Consider the following 23,361-nt stretch of genomic DNA (forward strand, 5'->3'; position numbering starts at 1 on the left):
TGCGTGGTTTTTTATAAAATCTGATTATATTTGGTGGCAAATCCCATATTTTGGCTGCCAACACTTTTAAAATCTTATTGCTTTGCCTTTTTTCGAATTTCCTTTTTGCTCAGGAAGAACTTCCATTTGTCGAAAATTTCACAAAATCCGATTACAACGGGGACAACCAAAACTGGAATGTCGCTCAGGGAAATGACAATGCAATGTATTTTGCAAACAACCATTATTTCCTGCGTTACAACGGCGTAAAATGGGAAAAATACACGCTTCCGAACAAAACCATCATCCGATCGATCTTTATTGACGGCGACCGTATTTACTGTGGTTCTTATAAAGAATTCGGTTATTGGAAACGCCTTGACGGGAAAATGAGATATTATTCTTTATCTAGAGACAAGAATTTGTTCAAAGGAACTTCAGACAACGAAGAAATCTGGAAAGTTTTCAAATATAAAAACAACATTTATTTTCAGTCGTTCAACGAACTTTACATATATAATGAGCAGCAGACTGAAAAAATCAGTTTTCCTTCACAGATTTCGTATTGTTATTTGGTAAATGGCGAAATTTATGCCGCTTCTGTCCGAAATGGTGTTTATGTCATGAAAGGGAACACTTTCGTTAAAAAAGATTCCTGGAAAGGGCTGGAGTTCAATGTCATTCACAACATTGAAAGCAATCAGGGCAAAATTTATGTTTTTACTAAAAACAACGGTGTTTTTGTTGAGGAAAACGGAAACCTCATTCTGTGGAAACATCCTCTAAACGACATCCTTAAAAGCCAGGTCATTGTTACCGCGAAGTTTGTAGACGATCACACACTGGCAATAGGAAGCGGGCTTCAGGGTTTGTACATCTGCAATCTTAAAGACAATTCTGTTAAAAACATCAACAGGCAAAATGCATTAAAAAACAATGCGATTTTATCTATTGGAATTGACAGGGAAAATGACTTGTGGCTAGGACTTGACAACGGAATCTGCCATGTGGAAATCAATTCGCCGATTAGTGTTTTTTCTGATAATTCGGGATTGTTAGGTTCAGTTTATTCCCTTTCAACCATTCCCGGCGGCTATCTTTTTGTAACCAATCACGGTGTATTTACTTGTAAAGATCAAAAATTGCAGGTAATCCCAAATTCGAAAGGGCAGGTGTGGGACATTTATAAAAATGGCAATCAGTTTATCATTGGACACAACGACGGAACATTTACTTATGACGGTACTGCCTTAAAAAAAGTCAATACCGTCAATGGCGGATGGAAATTCCTGAACAGTGATTTTGATAATGCATATTTTCAGGGAAATTATTCCGGAATTGCGGTCTACAGTGACAGGAATGATCTTACAAAGGCAAGATTTTTATCGGGACTTACGAAGCCGATCCGCAATATCGCCCAGAATAAGCCTGGTGAAATTTGGGCTGCAGACAATTACCGAAGTCTGTACAGGATTTTATACGATAAGAATTTCAACACTAAGAAAATTGAGAATATTTCTGCATTGAACGGTATTGCAAACGATTATGGCGTAAAGATTTTCAGTTATAAGAACGAAATACTTTTTTTGATTGATAACAGTTGGTATTCTTATAATTCGATTACGGACAAGCTTGAAAAAGATCCGATTTTCGAAAAAGTTTTCAATAAGATTTCAGATATCATACCAATTGACGACAACAGCTTTATGGTTGTGAAAAGCGGCCTTTTGTATTTGATCCAGCAGGAAGGCAATCATTTTTTATGGCATTTGATTCCGCAAAAATATTATGATGGCAAACTAATCATAGAAAACACTAAAGTTTACAAGGCAGGAAATTCCTTGCTCATCAATCTTGATGACGGATTTATGGGTTTTCAGTTGAATAAAACCAAGAAACAACAACAAGAAATTAACATTGAAGGTTTTTATCAGGGCAAACTCATTACTTCCGATACCAAAATAAAATACAACCAATCGGTAGATATCAACCTGATCCCGAATTTTTATGGGTACAACCGTCCCGAACTTTTCTATAAATTAAATGCATCGGAAAATTATATCAGGGTAAAAAGTGGCCATCTTTCGCTTAACAACCTTGAAAGTGGCACGCAAAACCTTGCTGTCTACTATAATAATGGGCGATCGTTAATCAATATTGGCACCTATGAATTTCATGTTGGGAATCCCTGGTATTTTTCAATCTGGATGATCCTGGTTTACGTTCTTGCCATTGCGGGAAGTTTCTTCCTTTATTATAAGTGGAACCAAGTCCGTTATAGTGAAAAGCTCAAACTGCACGAAGAGGAATTAAAGCACCAGAAGAAAATCCTTGAGATTGAATTAAAAGCAGAAAATGAACTCAATGTACAGGAATATGAAAAGCACATACTCGAATTGGAAATCCAGACCAAATCATCGGAAGTGGCAGGAAAATCATTATCTATCGCGAAGCAAAGTGAAATGATAGATAATATCCAAACCATATTGGATTCTGAACAGGATATCGACAAGTTAAAGAATGAGGTGAAAAAAGCCATACGCGTCAATGCGGTTAATAAACACGAATGGGAAACATTTGAATCAAATCTGAATCAGATCAACAACGAGTTCATTACCAAACTCTCAAAAATGTACCCTGTTCTTACACAAAAAGATATTAAACTATGTGTCTATTTGCGAATGAACATGTCTTCAAAAGAAATTGCGCCATTGATGAATATTTCATTCCGTGGTGTCGAACTTCACCGGTATAGGTTAAGAAAGAAGCTAAATCTTACACAAGAAGAAAGTTTATCAAAATTTATGTTAACACTTTAACGATGCTTTTAGAAGCGTTTACTACATCATCACTACATCATATTATGTCACGAAAACGTTTTCATCTCAATAAAACCCTTATTTTATTAGGTTTGAGTAGTGTTCAAAATAATGATGTATTCGTGTAGCATTTTAAAAACAGCTACGATAACGATGTAATTCTTTAATTTGGTGTCACTAACTTTAACAAAATATTACAAATGAGAAACTTTATCTTAAGCTTTGTATGGCTGATTGCGGGCACCGCCATCATGTCTGGACAAGCCATTAAAGGAACTGTGGTAGATGAGAATTCACTTCCGCTTCCCGGTGTCAGTATTTCTGACGCTTTAAAAGGTACTTCAACAGTAACCGATTTCGAAGGCAACTTCGCAATTGAATCAACTGCCGGAGCGTCTTTAAAATTTTCATACGTTGGTTATAAAGACCAAACAGTTGCGGCTGCTGCAGCTATGAAAGTAAGCATGCAGGTTTCTGCGACAAATCTTACTGAAGTTGTTGTTGTAGGTTATGGTACGCAGCGTAAAGCAGATATTACTGGATCTATTGCGGTAGTCGCTGAAAAGGATCTGCGCGACAGGCCAAATTCTAATGTATTAAGCAATTTGCAAGGTAAAGTAGCAGGGGTGCAAATTGTCAATGCAGGTAAACCTGGATCTGCGCCAACAGTTTCCATTAGAGGAACTGGAAGTATCAGTGGAGGCAACATATTGTATGTTGTTGATGGGGTACTTACTGACAATATTGATTACATCAATCCAAACGATATCGCTAGTGTAAATGTATTGAAAGATGCCTCAAGCTCTGCAATTTATGGGATTAGGGCTGCAAACGGAGTTGTTGTAATCACTACAAAAATCGGAAAAAAGACAGGTGAAGAGAATATTAAATTCACTTATGATTCAAATGTAGGTTTTTCAAATCCTTCTAATGTTTTAGAAATGGCAAATTCTGCTGATTATGTAAGACTTTACAATGAGAAGTTGGCTTATCAGCAGCAAACACCGAACCCTGTAGGGCAAGTTGGTGTAAATGATTTTAATGGTGCTGATACGGATTGGTTCAAAGAAATATTAAAAAAATCGTCGTTTACTCAATCTCAAAATGTGGGATTATCCGGAGCTTCAGAAAAAACACAATATTCAGCTGCATTTGGTTACTTGACTCAAGAGGGTGTTTTAAATGCAGGGCAAGGCATAAGTTCTGGAGATGACTACAAAAGGATTACAGCAAGATTTAATGGAATTTACAACGTGACCGACAGATTTAGGATTGGAGCTACAATGGCATATTCAGAATCTGATTCAAATGACGCGGCAAGTCCATTTGCTGAAGCATATTTTGCGCCGCCGATTATACCTGTACGTAATGCAGATGGAAGTTACGGGCACTACTACACCTCTTTAGGAGAAATTGATCTTGGACAAGTAGGCAATGCCAATCCTAGAAGAACATTAGATCTTTATAGAGGAAAAACCAAGAACAGCAGAACAATCGCTTCTGGTTATGCTGAACTTGACCTTATCAAAGGATTGACTTTCAAATCAAATCTTTCAAGAGATTTTAGAAACGAGGCTTCTTACATATATAATGCTGAAAACAATCCGCTTGGGGCAACTCCTGAAGGCGGAGCACTTATAGAAAGTAAACTCGTAAATAAAAGCACCAATTATGAAAGCACACTATGGGAAAATACGTTGACTTGGACCAAAGAGTTCAATAAGCACAGAATCGTTCTGCTTGGTGGATTCAGTAGACAACAAGACAACATGAGGGCACTTCGGGCACAATCATTGGGCGTTCCATTTAATGGTGATGATTCTACCCTTTTCTTAAACCTTGGTACAACTACAAATGTAAATGAGGCACTTCCTCAAGGTGATGAAGGTTCAAAAAGACGACTTCAATCTTATTTTGGACGTTTGCAATACGCTTATGCCGATAAATATCTTGTTAACGCAACGATACGTCGCGATGGTTCATCTGTATATAGATTTGGCAACGACCAACAAAGTGCTACTTTTCCATCTTTCGGTCTAGGATGGGTTGTAAGTAAAGAGGGCTTTATGCAAAATTCTGGGATTGATTTCTTAAAACTTAAAGGAAGCTGGGGTAAATTAGGCAATTCGTCTGTACCACGTCAATTTGATAATGTTGCGACTGTAGGCGCTGGGGTTTATTTCGGAGGTGTATATTACCCATCAGCTTCAATCACACAATTGTACGATACTGACATTCCTTGGGAAGTGGTAGAAGAATATGATTTTGGTTTTGAATTGCGTGCTTTCAAAAACAGATTGTCTTTAGAAGCAGGCTATTACAATAGAAAAACCACAGACGCAGCATTCAATATCTATATCCCAAACCAAGCTGGATTAGGAGACAAACTGTTTACTAATGCTGGAGATTTTGAAAATAAAGGTTTCGAATTTGAATTGAAATGGGATGATAAGATTGGAGAAAAATTCAGTTATTCAATCTACGGAAATTTAACTACAATTGACAATCAGGTTACAAAAGTGGTAAATGGTTCTTACTTAAATACAGGACCATCGTTGTTTGGGGATACAGTAAAAAGATTCCAAGCCGGGGAAGAAGTAGGTGCATATTATGGCTTTGAGACTAACGGTGTGATCCAAAATGCTGCCGAGTCTGCTGCAAACAATAACGCGCCAATAGGATCTTTCAAATTTAAAGATCTCAATGGAGATGGAAAAATTGATAACAATGATAAAACATTTCTTGGAAGCCCAATTCCTGAATTAACTTATGGCTTTGGTGTGAGCTTGGCTTACAGCAATGTAGATTTTGGAATAGAATTTCAAGGTGTTGCAGGAAATGAAATTTACAACTTCAACAGAAATTCGAGATTCAGTAATGAAAACTATGATCAGGATTTTGTTGACAACCACTGGACTGCTGCAAATGGATCAAATACTTATCCGGCTCCAAACTCAGACCAGACTTCTTCAAGACCAAGTTCCTTCTATGTTGAAAAAGGAGATTATTTTAGAATCCGTAACATTCAGCTGGGTTACAGTTTGCCAAAAACTTTCTTAGATAATATCGGGATGGATAAAATAAGATTGTATGCTAGTGCACAAAACCCTTTTACTTCATTCAAATACAATGGCTTTTCACCTGAAATAGGTGGAAATGTTGAAAACGCTGGTGTGGATAATAACGTATATCCACTGTCTTCTATTTACAGTTTTGGTGTTAATTTAACTTTTTAAAAAATGAAAAAGAATATATTTTTAATGGCAGGGTTCGCATTAATGCTTGCGTCCTGTAACGATGATTATCTCGATATCAATCGTGAAGATCAAATTCAGGCAGTAAACTTTTTTCAAACATCAGAAGATGCACAACAAGCTACTGCAGCAATTTATGCAAACTTAAGAACTTGGGAATTGAATTCCTTTGCAACTTTTACAATTTCAATTGCGAGTGATGACGCTGAAAAAGGGAGTACTCCAGGTGATGCTTCATTTTTCAATGCTTATAATAATTATACATTCAGCCCTACAGAAGGACAAATCAATGATTATTGGAAAGGACAATACCGCGGAATCAACCTATGCAACCAAGTAATTTCAAACTTACCTGGAATCGCTATGGATGAAACTTTAAAAGCACGTCTTATTGCCGAAGCACGTTTTGTAAGAGGATACCATTATTTTAATTTGGTACGCACGTATGGTGGCGTTCCAATTTACAATGGCTTACCAGCGGACGGAAATTATAATATTCCAAGAAATACAAGTGACGAAGTTTATGCGTTTATTATAGCAGATTTAGCAGCGGCCAGAGAGATTTTACCAACATCTTATTCTGCGGTAGAAGTAGGTAGGGCTACTAAAGGCGCGGCAAATGCATATCTTTCAAAAGTATACTTATACAAAAAAGATTGGGCTCTTGCATTGCAGTACAGCAATGAAGTAATTGGTGGTGGATATGATTTATTGCCAAATTACAACAGTGTTTTCCGGATTGCAAATGAAAACAGTGTGGAATCAATTTTTGAGGCCCAAGCCAATTTCGTAGCAGGAAACTGTACCGTTTCAAACAGCCAGTATTCGCAAACGCAAGGTGTTGCAGGACAGTTTGGTTGGGGATTCAATGTGCCATCAAATGATCTTGCTGCTTCTTACGAAACGGGTGACGTTCGCCGTGATGCTACAATTCTCTTCAGAGGTGAAACCACTCCTGAAGGTGATTTGATCAATGCTACTGGAGCAAATCCAATGTACAACCAAAAATCTTATGTTCCATTGGCACAAATTGGCCCTGGATGTTCTGAAGGTTCTGAACAAAATGTAAGATTGATGCGTTTTGCCGAAGTATTGTTAATCAATGCCGAAGCTGCAAATGAATCGGGAAACACAACTCTAGCGCAGCAATCGCTTAACAAAGTGAGAACGCGTGCCGGTCTGGCAAACACAACTGCTAACGACCAAGCGACAATCAGGACTGCTATCTGGAAAGAAAGAAGATCAGAAATGGCAATGGAAGGCGACCGTTTTTGGGACGTAGTCCGTCAAGGTCGTGGTGCTGAAGTTTTTGGCCCACTTGGATTTACAGCCGGTAAAAATGAAATTTTTCCAATTCCGTTTGATGCCGTTAGTTTAAGTAACAACGTCCTAACTCAGAACCCAGGATACTAAATAAAATTTTCAGAAAGCCTTATCCTAATTTCTGGATAAGGCTTTTTTTTTAACTAAGAAATTCAACATGAATAAATTTATTGTCATATTTTTTCTTGCATTTGTTTCGTGCAATTCAAATGACAAATCCAGTGCTGCTGTTGCTGTTGCTGTGCCGGTAAAAGGGCCAACATTAAGCGACGAGCAATTAATCGATCTGGTTCAAAAGCAAACTTTTAAATATTTCTGGGATTTTGCTGAGCCAAATTCAGGAATGGGCAGGGAACGCTACCATCCGGACGGCAATTATCCAGAAAACGATGCTAATATTGTTACGACTGGCGGATCAGGATTCGGATTGATGTCAATCATCTCCGGAATTTCCAGAGGGTATGTTTCACGCGAAGAAGGCGTTCAACGACTCAATAAAATTGCAGATTTCTTAAATACTGCCGATAGATTTCACGGCGCATGGCCACATTGGATCAATGGCGAAACTGGAAGAGTAAAACCATTCGGGACCAAAGACAACGGCGGCGATCTCGTAGAAACATCTTTTTTAACTGCCGGAATGATTACCGTAAGGGAATATTTTAAAAATGGTACTGTCGAAGAAAAAGCATTGGCCGAAAAATACGACCTTTTATGGAAAGGCGTCGATTGGGATTGGTACAGAAATGGAAGAAATGTCCTGTACTGGCACTGGTCGCCAAATTACGCATGGGAAATGAACTTCCCGCTCGAAGGCTACAACGAATGCCTGATTACTTATGTCATGGCTGCTGCTTCACCTACGCATTCTATTACTTCTGCTCCATACCATCAGGGATGGGCCAGGAATGGCGGGATCGTAACTGCTGCAACAAGCTTTAACATTCCGTTAATTTTAAAACACAATGGTGCCGAATTTACAAGCGGACCACTTTTCTGGGCACATTATTCTTATCTCGGACTCGACCCAAACCAATTGACCGATCAATATGCCAATTACTGGGATTTGAATGTGAACCATACGAAAATCAATTATGAATATTGCGTACAAAACCCACATCAATATAAAGGATATGGCTCGAATTACTGGGGACTGACGGCTTCTTATTCCAGAAATGACAACGGGTCCATTGGTTATGATGCGCACATGCCAAGCAATGACAAAGGCGTTATTTCACCAACCGCAGCCATTTCATCAATTGTATACCTGCCACAAGAATCCATCGCAGCAATGCGCAATTTTTATGAAAATTACAATTCCCAAATTTGGGGACCGGCCGGATTTTATGATGCACATAGCGCCAATTACAATTGGTCTGCAAGACAATACCTGGCAATCGATCAGGGACCGCAAGTCGTAATGCTTGAGAATTACCGCAGCGGGTTGCTTTGGAAATTATTTATGAATGCTCCTGAAGTGAAGCAGGGTTTGATAAAACTCGGATTCCAGTCTGGCAAATACAATTTTTAGGATGATGAGGTATATTTTGTTCATAGTTTCAGTTTTTTGCAGTTTAACGTGTTTTTCACAAACAGACGGAAAAGGCAGCTTTGCTACTGAAATCATTCAGAAAAAAGCACTCGTTTACGCGCTTCACACGCCAAAGGATAAAAAAAATAAAAAACCGCTGATCGTTTTTCTGCACGGATCAGGGGAAAAAGGAACAGATGTAGAAAAAGTCAAAGTCCACGGGCCTTTCAAATACCTGAAAACCCACGAACTTGACGCTTATGTGCTCGCGCCGCAATGTCCCGAAAATGAATATTGGGATGCCGAAGTATTGCACCAATTGATATTGAAAATTCAAAAAGAAAACAATATAGATCCAAACCGGATTTACCTCACCGGCCTTAGTATGGGCGGTTGGGGCGCATGGAACCTAGCGTTTGCATATCCTGATATGTTCGCGGCCTTGGTTCCGATTTGCGGATTTGTCGACCGCGTACCCATGATTGAAGACTGTAAAATTAAAAACGTTCCAATCAGAATTTTCCACGGATTGCTCGATGATGTCGTAGATGTCGATTATGCCATTACGATTTATCGAAAACTCAAAGCCTGTAACGCTGATATCAAACTGACCATTTTTGATGACGCAAACCACGACAGCTGGACCAGGGTTTACGACAATCCCGAAATTTATGAATGGATGATGAAACAAAGTAAAAGCCAATAATAATGAAAGCTACCAAAATTACAATCGCGCTTCTGATCTTATCTGCATCTGCATACAGCCAGAAAAGCGCGCCAAAAAAGATCAAGCCTAAAGCAGAATTTGTTGCCGAATTAATGGCGAAAATGACTGTGGACGAAAAAATATACCAAACGGTTCAATTCACTTCAGATGGTACCGTAACCGGGCCAAAGACCGGAGACAACTACATTACAAGAATCAAACAGGGAAAAGTAGGTTCGATTTTGAATGCGACTGGCGCAAAAGCGACAAGAGAAGTTCAAAGGATCAATCTTGAAAGCTCTAGGCTTAAAATTCCGTTGTTGTTCGGACATGACGTGATTCACGGATTCAAAACGATTTTCCCGATCAATCTCGGAATGGCGTCTTCATTTGATCCGAAATCAGTCGAACTTGCCGCCCGTGATGCAGCCGAAGAAGCGTCTTCAAGCGGCGTACACTGGACATTTGCACCAATGGTTGATATTGCCCGCGATCCACGCTGGAGCCGTGTTTCTGAAGGAAGCGGCGAAGACCCATACCTCGGAATGCAATACGGAATTGCCAGTGTGCATGGTTTTCAAGGCACCGATCTGTCAAAATACAACACGATCCTTGCCTGTACCAAACACTTTGCTGCTTACGGAGCCGCAGAAGCAGGCCGTGATTACAATACAGTCGACATGTCTGAACGCGTCTTGCGCGACATGTATCTTCCGCCGTTTAAAGCCACTGTTGACGCAGGCGTAAAAACGTTCATGGCTTCGTTCAATGAGATTTCAGGCGTTCCTTCAACAGCAAGCAAATTTCTCATGCGTGATATCCTGAAAGGCGAATGGAAATTCGACGGAATGGTTGTTTCAGATTACACCGGAATTAACGAAATGATAGCACACGGTTTTGCAAAAGACGAACAGGATGCAGGTCAATTGGCATTGAATGCTGGTCTTGACATGGATATGGTTGGTGCGATTTACATGAATACGCTTAAAAAATCGTATGACGAAGGGAAAGTTTCCATTGCCGTTATTAACGATGCCTGCAAGAGGATCCTTGACGTAAAATACGACCTCGGGCTTTTCGAAGATCCATACCGTTACAGCGACGAAAAACGCGAAAAAGAAACGCTCAACAAACCGCAATTTTTAAATGACGCGCTTGATGTAGCTAATAAATCATTAGTGCTTCTTAAAAATAAAAACAATATCCTTCCGCTAAAAAAAGACCAGAAAATTGCTTTTGTCGGGCCATTGGTTATAGATGAATTCCACATCATCGGTTCATGGGCCGCAATCGGCGACAGAAACGGATTTGCAGTAAGCGTGAAAGAAGGGGTTGCTAATGTACTTGGAGCGTCTGCAAAAACGACTTTCGACCAGGGCGTTGAAATCGAAAGCACCAAAAGAGATCTGATGGCTGCTGCCATTGCAAATGCTAAAAATGCCGATGTGATCGTTGCCGTAATGGGCGAGCGCGAAAATATGACCGGAGAAGCGGCTTCACGTACGAACATCGATTTGCCTGGACTTCAGAAAGAATTTCTGGGTGAACTTAAAAAATTAGGCAAGCCGATCGTTCTTGTTTTGTTGAATGGACGTCCACTTACAATCGGCTGGGAAAATGAAAATATGGACGCGATCCTCGAAGCTTGGTGGCCTGGAACCCGCGGAGGCGATGCGATTGCACAAACGCTTTTCGGGATGAACAATCCAAGTGCGAAACTTCCAATCACGTTTCCGAGAAATGTGGGCCAGATCCCGATTTATTACAACCATAAAAATACCGGCCGTCCGTATTTAGGGCCAACAGATCCGGAACAGAAATACAAATCGAAATACATCGACGTCGACAACAGTCCGCTATTTCCTTTCGGATACGGATTGAGCTACACGACTTTTGCTTATTCAAACCTCAAAATTTCTGCGCCACAGGTTAAATTCAACGAAAAGCTAAAAGTTACCGTTGATGTTGCCAATACTGGAAATTATGACGGGACCGAAGTCGTGCAATTGTATGTCCGAGATCTTGTAGGCTCCGTGACGCGCCCGGTTCGTGAACTTAAAGGTTTTGAGCGAGTGGCATTGAAAAAAGGAGAAAAAAAGAGCGTAACATTCGAGATCTCTTCTGACGATCTGAAGTTTTACAACATCGATATGATTAATACAGCCGAAGCCGGCGATTTTGAAGTTTTTGTCGGCGGAAGTTCTGATGCGGATTTGAAACAAAGTTTTGAGTTAGTTAAATAAATTGAGTTTCATGTTTTGTTTAAGTGACCCTTCGATTTCATTATCGGAGGGTTTTTTAAAAAATATCCATAAATATTTTCATCATATCCAATAAAAATAAAATGAAAAAATCCCTTTTGATGCTTTGCTTTTTTCTGATCGGTATAACCAATGCCCAGAATATTCAGTCGCCTTCAAAAAATATCCGTGTCGATTTTAATCTTAACGCTGATGGAACGCCGCAATATGCTGTTTCGTATAAAAATAAGCTGGTTGTTCTCGAAAGCAAACTCGGAATCAAACTCAAAGAAGGCGGCGATTTGGTTTCGGGATTGACAATAGATAATGTAAAAAATACTTCATTTAACGAATCGTGGAAACCCGTTTTAGGCGAACAATCTTCAATACAAAACCATTACAATGAGCTGACGGTTTCCTTAAGCCAGAAAGCTACTCAGAGAAAAATCAATATCATTTTCAGGGTTTTTGACGAAGGTGTGGCTTTCCGCTACGATTTTCCAAAACAGCCAAAGCTCAATTATTTTATCATTACCGATGAAATCACGCAGTTCAATTTAGCAGGAAACCACAAGACATTCTGGATTCCGGGAGATTTTGACAGTCAGGAATATGTGTTCAACGAGACCCGATTATCTGAAATCGACAACGACAAACTGAACCTCAATAACGGCATCGCACTCAAAACCATCGGCGGAAAAACCGTAGTGCAATCGCCATTGATGATGAAATCAGATGACAAAATATACCTCAATATTTTTGAGGCTGCAGTCGTCAATTATCCGGTAATGCATCTGAACGTCAATACGAAAAATTTCGAACTGACTTCTTTTCTCGTGTCCAATGCAATCGGAGATAAAGCATATTTGCAAGCGCCTTGTGTTTCGCCTTGGCGTACGATCATGGTTAGCGACGATGCCCGTGATATCGTAAGTTCAAAAATGATCTTAAACCTGAACGAACCTTCAAAACTTGACGATACTTCCTGGATTAAACCAATGAAATATGTCGGGATCTGGTGGGAAATGCATGTTGGGGAATCAACCTGGGATTATGCAGGTTCGCAGAATGCATCTAATGTGCTCGATCAATCGCTAAAGCCTACAGGCAAACACGGCGCAACTACTGAAAATACCAAACGATACATTGACTTCGCAGCGAAAAACGGTTTCGATGGTGTACTCGTCGAAGGCTGGAATACCGGCTGGGAAGATTGGGCCGGAAACTGGAAAGAAGAAGTTTTTGACTTTGTAACGCCTTATCCGGATTTCGATATCAAGGCAATTTCGGAATATGCAAAATCCAAAAATGTAAAAATGATTATGCACCATGAAACTTCGGGATCGGTTGCAAATTATGAAAGGCACATGGACCGCGCTTTTGAAAACATGGTCAAATATGGTTATCCTGCGGTCAAAAGCGGTTACGTTGGCCGGATCATTCCGCGTGGCGAATTTCACGACGGGCAAACGATGGTCAACCATTTCAACTATGCTGCAAGGCGTGCCGCCGATTACAAACTGATGCTGAATTCACACGAATCTTCACGTCCTACAGGCTACAGCCGAACGTATCCGAATTACATCGCTGCCGAAGCCGCACGCGGAAACGAATTCAACGCCTGGAGTACCGGAAATCCGCCAGATCACGAAACCATACTGCCGTTTACGAGATTATTGGGTGGACCAATGGATTACACGCCGGGAATTTTCGAAATTAAAATGAACCATTACGACCCGAAGAAAACAGAGCAGGTGCATACGACTTTGGCGAAACAACTGGCACTTTATGTCACGATGTATTCGCCGCTTCAAATGGCCGCCGATCTGCCTGAGAATTATGAAAAATATCCGGATGCTTTTCAGTTCATTAAAGATGTCGCAGTCGATTGGGACGAAAGCAAATACCTCGAAGCCGAGCCGGGCGATTACCTGACTGTTGTTCGGAAGGCGAAAAATTCAGGTAAATGGTTTTTAGGCGCAATTACCGATGAAAATGCGAGAAATTCTGAGATCAAACTTGATTTTCTTCCGAAAGGAAAAAAATACAAAGCCATCATTTACGAAGACGCGAAAAATGCCCATTGGCAAAAGAATCCAATAGCTTACAAAATCAAAACGGTTGAAGTGACTTCGAAATCAGCAATTAAATTAACACTTGCACCAGGCGGCGGAACAGCGATCAGTTTTGAACCGGTTAAATAATTTCCGATTTCCAAATCAAAATTCAAACAACAACACAACAATATGAAACGAATACTCTTACTCCTGCTGCTTTTGGTTATACAGACGGGCGCTACTGCCCAACAAAAAACCTATTGCAACCCGATCAATATCGATTACGGCTATTGCCCGATCCCAAATTTTGTCGATCAGGGAAAACACCGCGCGACAGCCGATCCGGTTATTGCTTTTTTCAAAGGCGAATACTATCTTTTTTCTACGAATCAATGGGGTTACTGGCACAGCAAGGACATGCTCGACTGGAAGTTCATCCCGCGTAAATTCCTGCGTCCAGAGCATAAAGTTTATGATGAATTGTGTGCGCCATCCTTATCATTTGTGAATGACACGATGCTTGTTGTTGGCTCTACGCACACCAAAGAATTCCCGATCTGGATGAGTACCGATCCGTCGAAAGACAGCTGGAAGGAACTCGTCCACAAATCCGAAGCTGGTGCCTGGGATCCGCAAATTTTCTGGGATAAGGAAAAGGACGAAGTGTATGAATATTATGGTTCGAGCAATACGTATCCGTTGCATGTTGTGAAATTAAACCGCAAAACTTTCCAGCCCGAAGGCGAAGTGTTTGATATTTTATCATTGAATGACGAAGAGCATGGCTGGGAACGTTTTGGCGAAAACAACGACAATACGTTTTTGCAGCCGTTTACCGAAGGTTCGTTCATGACCAAATACAACAACAAATATTACCTGCAATATGGCGCGCCGGGGACTGAGTTCAGCGGTTATGCCGATGGTGTTTATGTGGGAGACAGCGCAGTCGGGCCATTTGAATACCAATCTTTCAATCCGTTTTCGTATAAGCCTGGCGGATTTGCAAGAGGTGCGGGGCATGGTGCGACTTATCAGGACAACGATAACGATTACTGGCATGTTTCGACAATCGGGATTTGCGTGAAGAACAATTTCGAACGAAGGATCGGCATCTGGCCGGCCGGATTTGACAAAGACGGAATTTTATACTCCAACACCGCTTACGGCGATTATCCAACGTTTTTGCCTTCGCAGAAAAAAGGGCATCTTGCTCCGAGTTTTTCTGGTTGGATGTTGCTGAATTACAACAAACCGGTTCAGGTTTCGTCAACGCTTGGTGGATTCCATGCAAATTTTGCAGTCAATGAAGACATTAAAACCTATTGGTCGGCGAAAACTTCAAACAAAGGCGAATTTCTGGTTTCGGATCTTGGCGAAAAAAGTACGATCAACGCCATTCAGATTAATTATGCCGATCAGGATGCAGAAATCATGGGAAAGCCAGATTCGACTACTGGGCATAAATACATCTTATACATTTCCGATGACAGTAAAAACTGGAAAATGTTGACAGACAAATCCAAAAATACCAAAGATGTTCCGCATGATTACATTGAATTTGAAAAACCGGCTTCGGGACGTTTTGTGAAAATTGAGAACATTGCGATGCCAACAGGGAAATTTGCAATTTCAGGTTTTCGGGTTTTTGGGAAAGGCTCAGGAAATAAACCCGAAGCCGTTCAGAATTTTGTTCCATTGCGAACCGAGAAAAAGAAAAAAGGCGAGCGCAGGAATGTCTGGTTCAAATGGGCGCAGAATCCGGCAGCCGATGGATATGTGATCTACTTCGGTAAATTTCCTGATAAAATGTACGGATCGATCATGGTTTATGGAAAGAATGAATATTATTTCAACGGATTGGATCGTTCGGACACGTATTATTTCCAGATTGAAGCGTTTAACAACAATGGTATCGGACCAAAATCTGAAATCAAAAAGTCGGAATAAAAACAATACGCAAACGATGTAATTTTCGTAAAATTCGGTTTATGAAATCGTTTTCGTTAATAAGTAAGTCAGTTACAACAACAGGATAAATGCATATAAATGTATATTTATCAAAATTTTTAGCAGTTTTTTGCAAACTGTTGATTTTTAGCATCAAAATAAACAACAATTAACCAAACTAAAACTAAATTCATGAGTTCAGAAAATTTACAAACCAAATGGGCACAGTTTATCCCATTAGTCACGGTGTTCTTCTTTTGGGGATTTGTCGCAGCGAGCAACGACATCCTGATTCCCGTTTTCAAAAAAGCATTTGATTTATCGCAAGGGCAGAGCCAGTTGGTTTCGGTGGCATTTTATGTCGCTTACACTGTCGGGTCGTTATTGTACATGCTGGTTTCGCATTTGACGAAAGGCGACATCATCAACAGGATCGGATACAAAAACAGCCTTGCACTTGGATTGTCAATTTCTGCACTCGGAACTTTATTGTTTTATCCTGCGGCAAACAACGCTTCATTTCCATTGATGTTGTCTGGATTGTTTATAGTCGGACTTGGGTTTTCATTGCAGCAAACCGTTGCGAATCCATTGGCAATTGCACTTGGGCCAATTTCTACTGGTTCGCAGCGTTTAATCATGGCGGGTGGAATCAACAATTTCGGAACTACGATCGGGCCGCTGATCGTGAGTTATGCCATCTTCGGATCGGCATCTTCTGCAAATACGGATGCCAGCATTGAAAGCGTAAAAATTCCATATTTGATCTTAGGCTGTGCATTTCTTGCTGTTGCCGTTTTATTGAAAATGTCATCTATTGAAGATCGTGTAGTAAGTGATGACATTGTTGTGGAAGACGTTACTGTTAAAACAAAATCGGCTTTGCATTATCCGCAATTGGTTTTGGGAATGATTGCTATTTTCGTTTACGTTGGTGTGGAAGTATCAACTGCGAGTAATTTACCAGCTTATTTAGAGAAAAATTTAGGTTTCCTGACCAAAGATGTTGCGCCTTATGTTTCGTTGTATTGGGCGAGTTTGATGATCGGGCGTTGGACAGGAGCTGTTGAAGTTTTCACAGATAATGTATCCAAGCAAAGAATCCTGAAATTCATTTTGCCATATTTGGCATTTGCTGTTTTTCTCGGAGTAAATGCATTGGCTCAACACGATCTTGCACCATTTTATGTATATGCATTAATCATTTTAGTGTTGATTGCAGCCGATTTATTGAGCAAAGGAAATCCTGCAAAAATGTTACTGCTTTTCTCAGGATTGGGAATTTTAGCTCTGATTATCGGAATGTCAACTGAAGGCATGGTTAGCGTGTATGCATTTACCAGTGTCGGTTTGTTTTGCAGTACGCTATGGCCTTGCATCTTTACGCTTGCAATCAGCGGACTTGGAAAAAGCACGAACCAAGGCAGCAATCTATTGATCATGATGATTATGGGCGGTGGAATCGTAAGCTGGCTTCAGGGTATGGTTGCCGATGCGACTTCGATCCATTTCAGTTATATCGTTGGTGTGGTTTGTTTCGCGTATTTGGCATTCTATGCATGGAAAGTCAGCGGAATTTTAAAAAGCCAGGGCATCTCATTCGACAAGCAAGTGGGCGGCGGACATTAATCCGAAACCAAATAAATAATTCAAAACCCGATTTCACAAGTCGGGTTTTTTGTGTTTTTTAATCAAAATATATCCTTTAAATTTACGGGCTAAACCCAATCAAATCCGCTATGAAAAAACTTCCGCTGTTGTTTCTACTTTCAGCATTTTCGCTTTCTGCACAGTCAAATGACGAGCAGGTTTTAAAAGACATCTACAAATTATCGTTAACCAATGCAAAGTGCTATTCATGGCTAGACGATTTGTCAAACAAAATTGGCCCGCGTTTATCAGGATCCGAAAATGCCCAGAAAGCTGTTGAATACACCAAAAAACAACTTGAAACTTTAGGATTGGACAAAGTCTACTTACAGGAATTGATGGTTCCAAAATGGGTGCGTGGCGAAAAAGAAACCGCATCCATCCAGGATGGAAAAACCAAAACCAATGTGCCTGTATGCGCACTCGGAATGTCAATAGCCACTTCTAAAAAAGGGCTTACCGCCAATGTGATCGAAGTGCATGGCATCAAGGAACTGGCTGAACTCGGAGAAGATAAAATTAAAGGCAAGATCGTTTTTTACAACCGCCCGATGGATCCGGAAAACATTGAAACTTTCAGATCTTACGGAGGCTGTGTCGACCAAAGATTTGCAGGTGCGAAAGAAGCGGCTAAGTTTGGAGCCGTTGGTGTCATTGTTCGATCAATGAATCTTCGACTTGACGATTTGCCGCATACGGGAACGATGTCTTATGGTGATCTGCCGAAAGGGGAATACATTCCGGCAGCTGCAATCAGTACAAACGGCGCGGAACTGTTGAGTAAAACATTGGCTAAAAATCCCGACACCAAATTTTTCCTGAAGCAATCCTGTGAGCAATTTGAAGATGTCGTTTCGTACAATGTAGTTGGACAAATTGAAGGCAGCGAACATCCAGAACGCATTATGACTGTTGGCGGACATCTTGATTCCTGGGACTTGGCCGACGGTTCGCATGATGATGGTGCCGGAGTGGTGCAGGGAATGGAAGTGATGCACATTCTCAGGCAATTGAATTACCGTCCGAAAAATACCCTGCGCGTGGTGCTTTTCATGAATGAGGAAAATGGCGGGCGCGGCGGAGACAAATACAATGAACTGGCACAAACCAATAATGAAAACCATATTTTTGCTTTGGAAAGTGATTCTGGCGGATTCAGCCCAAGGGGTTTTAGTTTTGAATGCAACGACGCGAATTTGAAGAAAATGCAAAGCTTTACAGCTTTATTCGAACCGTATCTGATCCACAGTTTTGTGAAAGGGCATGGCGGTTCAGACATCAGCCCGCTCCAATCGAAAAACATGATCAAAGCCGGATTAAAACCCGATTCACAACGGTATTTTGATTACCATCATGCGGCAAATGACCGTTTTGACGCGATCAATAAAAGGGAATTGGAACTTGGTGCGGCAACGATGGCTTCACTGATGTATTTGGTTGATCAGAAGGGAATTGAAGATTAATTGATAATGGACAATTAATATTTGATAATGAAAAAGGCTTACTTACGTAAGCCTTTTTTTTAGATCTTGTGTCTTGATTCTATTTTCTGATTACTTTTTTGCTGCTTCTTTATTTTCTTTGTAGCGCATGTCCGGAGTTCCGTCTTTTTTGGTGACTACGGTTTTTTTGGTTTTGTAGCGCTTGTCTGGCGTGCCGTCTTTTTTGAGGACTACTTTTGATTCTGTAGTCGTTTTTGTTTTGGCATCGGCTGCTTTGCCTTCGGCTTTTACTTTGGTTTTAGTTTCCGTTTTCTTAACCGTTTTAGTTGCAACTTCTTGTGCTGAAACCATCATGGAGAATCCCAAAACGGCAATCAGTGATAAAATTAAATTTTTCATGACAAATGGTTTTTCTGATTAGAATACTAATGTACAAAAATTAGGTTATTATGTTAAATTCGGATGCTTAAAAAATGCTTAATTATTTCATTAAGAGTTAACATTTAAGTTTTGGATTTGCGCCCATCGGATAGTATCTTTAACCAAAATGAAAACCCAAATTTAAAATGAAATCACACATCCAGAATTTAGCCATGATGTCGGCCGTCATTGCATTTGCAAGCTGCAATACGGCAAAAACCGATGCCAAACCTGAAATACAAACCGAAACAACAGTTTCCGAAACCGACACGGCAACAGCCATAACCGAAGAGCCAAAAGCAGAAACAAAATCGGTTGAAGGAAAAGTCCAGGAAATTCAAAATGGCAAAGATGGGTACACGGCTAAAATAGAAACCGCTGATAAAGAAATTTACTTCGTTACGATCAGCCATTCAAATTTAAAAGACCATACACAATATAAAAGTGTGAAAGTGGGCGAAACATTAAAAGTATCAGGCGATTCCTGGAAAGCAGATACAGAAAACCACATTACCGTTCGCGAAATACAATAAGATCTTTCAAATAAAAAAGACTTTCCATCTCAAAACGGAAAGCCTTTTTTTATGAAATGTAATTTTTAAACCCTGAAAATCCCGCCTACAGAAAGAATGCGCTGTAAATAGTAAAAATGCTGTGAAGCACTATCGGCATTCATATAAGTGGTCTTGATGTCATTCATGTTGATGTAACCGCCTTTGATTTCGCCCTGAACGTAAAAGTATTTCAGGAATGTAATGTTCAAAGCCGCTTTCGCAGACAATCCGTAACCCGAAACATGAAATTCATCATGTCGTTCACGGCCCATCAATTTTGTATTGGTCTTTGGATACAAAACCCCGGCGCCCAATCCTTCAGAGATATTGATCTGGATCTTATCGGTGTTGCCAATGGTAAACAATTTAGAAATGTCGTCGTGGCGTGCAAATTCGGCATTCACATAGTTCAGTCCGTCTGTGTGTTCGTACGTCAGAAAATCCTCAGTCATCTGCGTAGGCGTATGATTGAAAGTCTGGTCAAAACTTTGTCCGGTCGTAGCCGATGTTTCGTGCGTGTTGATGTAACCAGAAACATTTGCGATTTGGTCCTGTGACATGACATATTTCATGTGGTCCCAACCCACAGAAGCACTGTAATGATCTGAAACGTAATAACCCAGCCTGAAATTCGTTTGCGGAATTGTCATCCTTGCCGGATTGATGTAGTCGATGCTGTACCCTTTCGGCTTGTCGTGCGCCTGCATGTCTTCAACGGTAAAATCATAATTGTCGCCTTTGAAATTTACGTCTGAACGCGAATAACTTTCACGGTTTCCACCCCAGGAAATGTAAAATTTACCTTTGTTGTGGGCTGTGTATTTTTCCGGAATCTTCGCTTCGTCCTGAGAAAAAGCGTACTGTGAAAACACACAAAAAGTAAGTACAGCCAATAAAAATGGATATTTCAAAATATGGGAGATTAAATGAATACGGATTAAAAAGTGTTGATCGTCTTGCGGATCGCAACCAGCCTGGTCATTAATCCTTCAAAATAATCAAGATGCAGCATGTTCGCGCCGTCGCTTTTCGCATGTGCCGGATCAAAGTGGGTTTCTATGAAAATTCCGTCAACGCCAACAGCAATTCCGGCCTTGGCAATCGTTTCGATCATGTCTGGTCTTCCGCCAGTAACACCTGCAGTCTGGTTGGGTTGCTGAAGCGAATGCGTGACGTCTAAAACTGTCGTTGCGTAATTTTGCATCGTTGGAATCCCGCGAAAATCAACGATCATATCCTGGTAGCCAAACATACTTCCGCGATCAGTAACCATGACGTTTTCGTTGTTGCAGTCGAGCACTTTCTGAACGGCGTGCTTCATGCTTTCCGGACTCATAAATTGTCCTTTTTTGAGGTTTACGGTGCGTCCGGTATTGGCAGCAGCGATCACCAAATCGGTTTGGCGTACTAAAAATGCAGGAATTTGCAACACATCAACATATTGCGCCGCCATTTCTGCATCTTCATTGGTATGGATGTCAGTGACTGTTGGGATGTGAAAAGTTTCAGAGACTTTTCTAAGGATTTTCAACGCTTTTTCATCACCGATTCCAGAGAAACTGTCGATTCTCGATCGGTTGGCTTTTTTAAAGGAACCTTTGAAAACGTAAGGGATTTGTAGTTTGTCAGTGATGCCGACTAAAGTCTCAGCGATTCTCATTGCCATTTCTTCGCCCTCGATGGCACAAGGTCCGGCAAGGACAAAAAAGTTGCCGCTATCAGTATTCTTGATTTGCGGAATATGTTGTAAGTTCATAATGTTGTATTTGACCCGGCAAAGGTAAATGGTTTACGGATTTTTTAAGATGATGTTTGAAAATATTTAACTTTTCGATGAAGCGAAGTTATCTATTTGATTTTGAATCCGATTGGACACAACAAGGCGCCTTTTTCAAAAATATTAAAATACAATTTGACCGGTGTTTTGTTGCCTTCCCACGTAATTTCATAAACATCGAGCAATCCGGCGCCAATATCGTTTCTTTTTGTCGGAAACGGGCAGCAGCTTTCGAGTTTGGAATAGGTTAATTTTTCGCCTTTCGGGCCGGTCAGCGCATTCAGGAACCGCTGTTGGTTGATACTTTCGTCTTTTACATTCCTGAAAAAGACATTGATCGGATAATCTTGATCGTAGCCGTATTTTTTGTCTTTGGCATATTCTGTTAATACGAAAGTATTGTTGGCCGTTAGTTTCGGAATCGGCGCGTTCTCATCGATATTTTTAATGGTCGATTTTGTACTGACGCAGGAAATCGAAAGCACAAATAACAGGAGCAAAGCAGTATATTTTTTCATGGTTTTATTTTTTGGTTTTAATGACTAACGCGACAATGGCTGATGTTATTACACCCATCGACAAAGCATTTGAAACGCCTTGCAAGATGTAACTGTTGACGCTGTAATAGGCTTTCGCCTGTTCTAAAGTCAGCGATTTATTCGCTACAGCGTGCTGGATGAAATTTTCAAAATACTTCGGGCTGATGTAAACAAAAGAAACATATTGCACAAGCGGACTCAGCAACGCGATGAAAAACGACAAAATAATCCCCGAAATAAATCCCTGTTTCCAGTCGATGGCATTGTTGTAGAAATTTTTCTTTTTATCGAGCAAAGCAAAAAAATAAACTGCAACGGCAACGAGCGCAAAAATATTCGAATAGATAAAATATTTGTCAATGTGAACATCGTGCAATCCGGTGCTTTTTTCAACGATCATCCAAATCAGCGAAGCGATGCTGAAATTGACGGCCCATTTAAACTCAATGGAGAATTTTTTCATACAATTTGTTTTACCATCCAAAATTAATAGTTTTTTGACTGTTCTGCACAACAAGCCATAAAAATCACAGGAATTGTTACTTTTGTGAAAAATTATTTCCAATGGATATTGTAACCCAAACCTGGCCGTGGTATGTTTCCGGCTTTTTAATTGGCATTGTGATGCTTTTGCTGAATTATTTCGGAAAAGTTTTCGGAATGTCCTCGAATTTGAGAACGCTTTGCACCATTGCCGGTGCTGATAAATTTGCCGATTTTTTCAAGTTTGACTGGAAAGCGCAGCGCTGGAACCTCGCAGTTTTGGCCGGGGCGATGCTTGGCGGATTTGTTGCCGTTCATTATATGAACAATCCGTCGAATGTCGACATCAATCCGAAAACAATCGAACAACTCGCGGCTTTGGGAATCGATGCGCCAAATGGAAAACTCGCGCCCCAGGCTTTATTCGGAAATCAAATTTTTGAGTCACCTAAAATGATTTTGATTTTACTAATTGGCGGAATTTTAATCGGATTCGGATCGCGTTACGCCGGTGGCTGTACATCAGGTCACGCTATTTCAGGATTGAGCAACCTGCAGATTCCGTCGCTCAAAGCCGTCATCGGATTCTTTGTCGGCGGATTGATCATGGCACATTTCCTTTTACCTTTAATCTTTTAAT

General features: G+C 40.5%; 17 protein-coding genes. 12 read left to right on the plus strand and 5 right to left on the minus strand.

Annotated features, from left to right (window positions below; genetic code table 11):
- Positions 1 to 50: 50 nt before the first annotated feature.
- The 10 genes from BLS32_RS07975 to BLS32_RS08020 all read left to right on the plus strand — a co-directional run bounded on the left by BLS32_RS07975 (position 51) and on the right by BLS32_RS08020 (position 18,969).
- Complete coding sequence (locus BLS32_RS07975) at positions 51 to 2,798, plus strand: helix-turn-helix and ligand-binding sensor domain-containing protein (protein ID WP_091393793.1); 2,748 nt, start codon at positions 51 to 53, stop codon at positions 2,796 to 2,798.
- A gap of 200 nt (positions 2,799 to 2,998) precedes the next feature.
- The gene (locus BLS32_RS07980) at positions 2,999 to 6,034 is read left to right on the plus strand and encodes a SusC/RagA family TonB-linked outer membrane protein (protein WP_091393795.1); all 3,036 of its coding nucleotides are present in this window, start codon (positions 2,999 to 3,001) and stop codon (positions 6,032 to 6,034) included.
- A gap of 3 nt (positions 6,035 to 6,037) precedes the next feature.
- Complete coding sequence (locus tag BLS32_RS07985) at positions 6,038 to 7,465, plus strand: RagB/SusD family nutrient uptake outer membrane protein (protein WP_091393796.1); 1,428 nt, start codon at positions 6,038 to 6,040, stop codon at positions 7,463 to 7,465.
- A 67-nt stretch (positions 7,466 to 7,532) separates the two neighbouring features.
- Complete coding sequence (locus BLS32_RS07990; RefSeq protein ID WP_091393798.1) at positions 7,533 to 8,906, plus strand: glucoamylase family protein; 1,374 nt, start codon at positions 7,533 to 7,535, stop codon at positions 8,904 to 8,906.
- Position 8,907: 1 nt separating this feature from the next.
- A complete protein-coding gene (locus tag BLS32_RS07995) occupies positions 8,908 to 9,612 on the plus strand; it encodes a carboxylesterase family protein (protein ID WP_245699364.1) in 705 nt (234 codons plus the stop codon).
- 2 nt (positions 9,613 to 9,614) lie between these two features.
- Positions 9,615 to 11,855, plus strand: coding sequence for a beta-glucosidase BglX (bglX, locus tag BLS32_RS08000; protein ID WP_091393799.1), 2,241 nt, complete (start codon positions 9,615 to 9,617; stop codon positions 11,853 to 11,855).
- Between the two features lie 101 nt (positions 11,856 to 11,956).
- Positions 11,957 to 14,056, plus strand: coding sequence for a glycoside hydrolase family 97 protein (locus BLS32_RS08005; protein WP_091393801.1), 2,100 nt, complete (start codon positions 11,957 to 11,959; stop codon positions 14,054 to 14,056).
- 42 nt (positions 14,057 to 14,098) lie between these two features.
- Positions 14,099 to 15,856 carry a discoidin domain-containing protein gene (locus tag BLS32_RS08010; RefSeq protein ID WP_091393802.1) on the plus strand — a complete coding sequence of 586 codons (1,758 nt, stop codon included), beginning with the start codon at positions 14,099 to 14,101 and terminating at the stop codon, positions 15,854 to 15,856.
- A 192-nt stretch (positions 15,857 to 16,048) separates the two neighbouring features.
- Positions 16,049 to 17,485 carry an MFS transporter gene (locus BLS32_RS08015; protein ID WP_091393804.1) on the plus strand — a complete coding sequence of 479 codons (1,437 nt, stop codon included), beginning with the start codon at positions 16,049 to 16,051 and terminating at the stop codon, positions 17,483 to 17,485.
- A 110-nt stretch (positions 17,486 to 17,595) separates the two neighbouring features.
- Positions 17,596 to 18,969, plus strand: coding sequence for a M28 family peptidase (locus tag BLS32_RS08020; RefSeq protein WP_091393805.1), 1,374 nt, complete (start codon positions 17,596 to 17,598; stop codon positions 18,967 to 18,969).
- A gap of 90 nt (positions 18,970 to 19,059) precedes the next feature.
- Here the strand turns inward: BLS32_RS08020 and BLS32_RS08025 are convergent, their stop codons facing one another.
- Entirely contained in the window at positions 19,060 to 19,347 is a 288-nt protein-coding gene (locus BLS32_RS08025) for a hypothetical protein (protein WP_091393807.1), read from the minus strand.
- A gap of 167 nt (positions 19,348 to 19,514) precedes the next feature.
- Here BLS32_RS08025 and BLS32_RS08030 point away from each other — a divergent pair, with 167 nt between their 5' ends.
- A complete protein-coding gene (locus tag BLS32_RS08030; RefSeq protein WP_091393809.1) occupies positions 19,515 to 19,901 on the plus strand; it encodes a hypothetical protein in 387 nt (128 codons plus the stop codon).
- Between the two features lie 65 nt (positions 19,902 to 19,966).
- Here the strand turns inward: BLS32_RS08030 and BLS32_RS08035 are convergent, their stop codons facing one another.
- From BLS32_RS08035 to BLS32_RS08050, 4 genes are all read right to left on the minus strand, one after another.
- Entirely contained in the window at positions 19,967 to 20,833 is an 867-nt protein-coding gene (locus BLS32_RS08035) for a hypothetical protein (protein WP_091393811.1), read from the minus strand.
- A gap of 26 nt (positions 20,834 to 20,859) precedes the next feature.
- On the minus strand, positions 20,860 to 21,678 hold the full coding sequence (kdsA, locus tag BLS32_RS08040; RefSeq protein ID WP_091393813.1) for a 3-deoxy-8-phosphooctulonate synthase: 819 nt from the start codon (positions 21,676 to 21,678) through the stop codon (positions 20,860 to 20,862).
- 92 nt (positions 21,679 to 21,770) lie between these two features.
- Positions 21,771 to 22,217 (minus strand): 2-dehydro-3-deoxyphosphooctonate aldolase, encoded by a 447-nt coding sequence (locus tag BLS32_RS08045; RefSeq protein ID WP_091393815.1) that lies wholly within the window; start codon positions 22,215 to 22,217, stop codon positions 21,771 to 21,773.
- Between the two features lie 4 nt (positions 22,218 to 22,221).
- Entirely contained in the window at positions 22,222 to 22,701 is a 480-nt protein-coding gene (locus tag BLS32_RS08050; protein ID WP_091393817.1) for a DUF4199 domain-containing protein, read from the minus strand.
- A gap of 101 nt (positions 22,702 to 22,802) precedes the next feature.
- On the opposite strand from BLS32_RS08050, the gene BLS32_RS08055 reads away from it, so the two are divergent.
- Positions 22,803 to 23,360: a YeeE/YedE family protein gene (locus BLS32_RS08055; protein WP_091393820.1), complete on the plus strand. Its 558-nt coding sequence runs from the start codon at positions 22,803 to 22,805 to the stop codon at positions 23,358 to 23,360.
- The last annotated feature ends 1 nt before the right edge of the window (position 23,361 follow it).

This window comes from Flavobacterium noncentrifugens, from assembly GCF_900100375.1.
GTDB lineage: Bacteria > Bacteroidota > Bacteroidia > Flavobacteriales > Flavobacteriaceae > Flavobacterium > Flavobacterium noncentrifugens.

Coding starts and splice junctions, on each gene's coding strand:
- BLS32_RS07980 (WP_091393795.1), top strand. CDS start 2,999: ATGAGAAACTTTATCTTAAGCTTTGTATGGCTGATTGCGGGCACCGCC.
- BLS32_RS07985 (WP_091393796.1), top strand. CDS start 6,038: ATGAAAAAGAATATATTTTTAATGGCAGGGTTCGCATTAATGCTTGCG.
- BLS32_RS07990 (WP_091393798.1), top strand. CDS start 7,533: ATGAATAAATTTATTGTCATATTTTTTCTTGCATTTGTTTCGTGCAAT.
- BLS32_RS07995 (WP_245699364.1), top strand. CDS start 8,908: ATGATGAGGTATATTTTGTTCATAGTTTCAGTTTTTTGCAGTTTAACG.
- bglX (WP_091393799.1), top strand. CDS start 9,615: ATGAAAGCTACCAAAATTACAATCGCGCTTCTGATCTTATCTGCATCT.
- BLS32_RS08005 (WP_091393801.1), top strand. CDS start 11,957: ATGAAAAAATCCCTTTTGATGCTTTGCTTTTTTCTGATCGGTATAACC.
- BLS32_RS08010 (WP_091393802.1), top strand. CDS start 14,099: ATGAAACGAATACTCTTACTCCTGCTGCTTTTGGTTATACAGACGGGC.
- BLS32_RS08015 (WP_091393804.1), top strand. CDS start 16,049: ATGAGTTCAGAAAATTTACAAACCAAATGGGCACAGTTTATCCCATTA.
- BLS32_RS08020 (WP_091393805.1), top strand. CDS start 17,596: ATGAAAAAACTTCCGCTGTTGTTTCTACTTTCAGCATTTTCGCTTTCT.
- BLS32_RS08025 (WP_091393807.1), bottom strand. CDS start 19,347: ATGAAAAATTTAATTTTATCACTGATTGCCGTTTTGGGATTCTCCATG.
- BLS32_RS08030 (WP_091393809.1), top strand. CDS start 19,515: ATGAAATCACACATCCAGAATTTAGCCATGATGTCGGCCGTCATTGCA.
- kdsA (WP_091393813.1), bottom strand. CDS start 21,678: ATGAACTTACAACATATTCCGCAAATCAAGAATACTGATAGCGGCAAC.
- BLS32_RS08045 (WP_091393815.1), bottom strand. CDS start 22,217: ATGAAAAAATATACTGCTTTGCTCCTGTTATTTGTGCTTTCGATTTCC.
- BLS32_RS08050 (WP_091393817.1), bottom strand. CDS start 22,701: ATGAAAAAATTCTCCATTGAGTTTAAATGGGCCGTCAATTTCAGCATC.
- BLS32_RS08055 (WP_091393820.1), top strand. CDS start 22,803: ATGGATATTGTAACCCAAACCTGGCCGTGGTATGTTTCCGGCTTTTTA.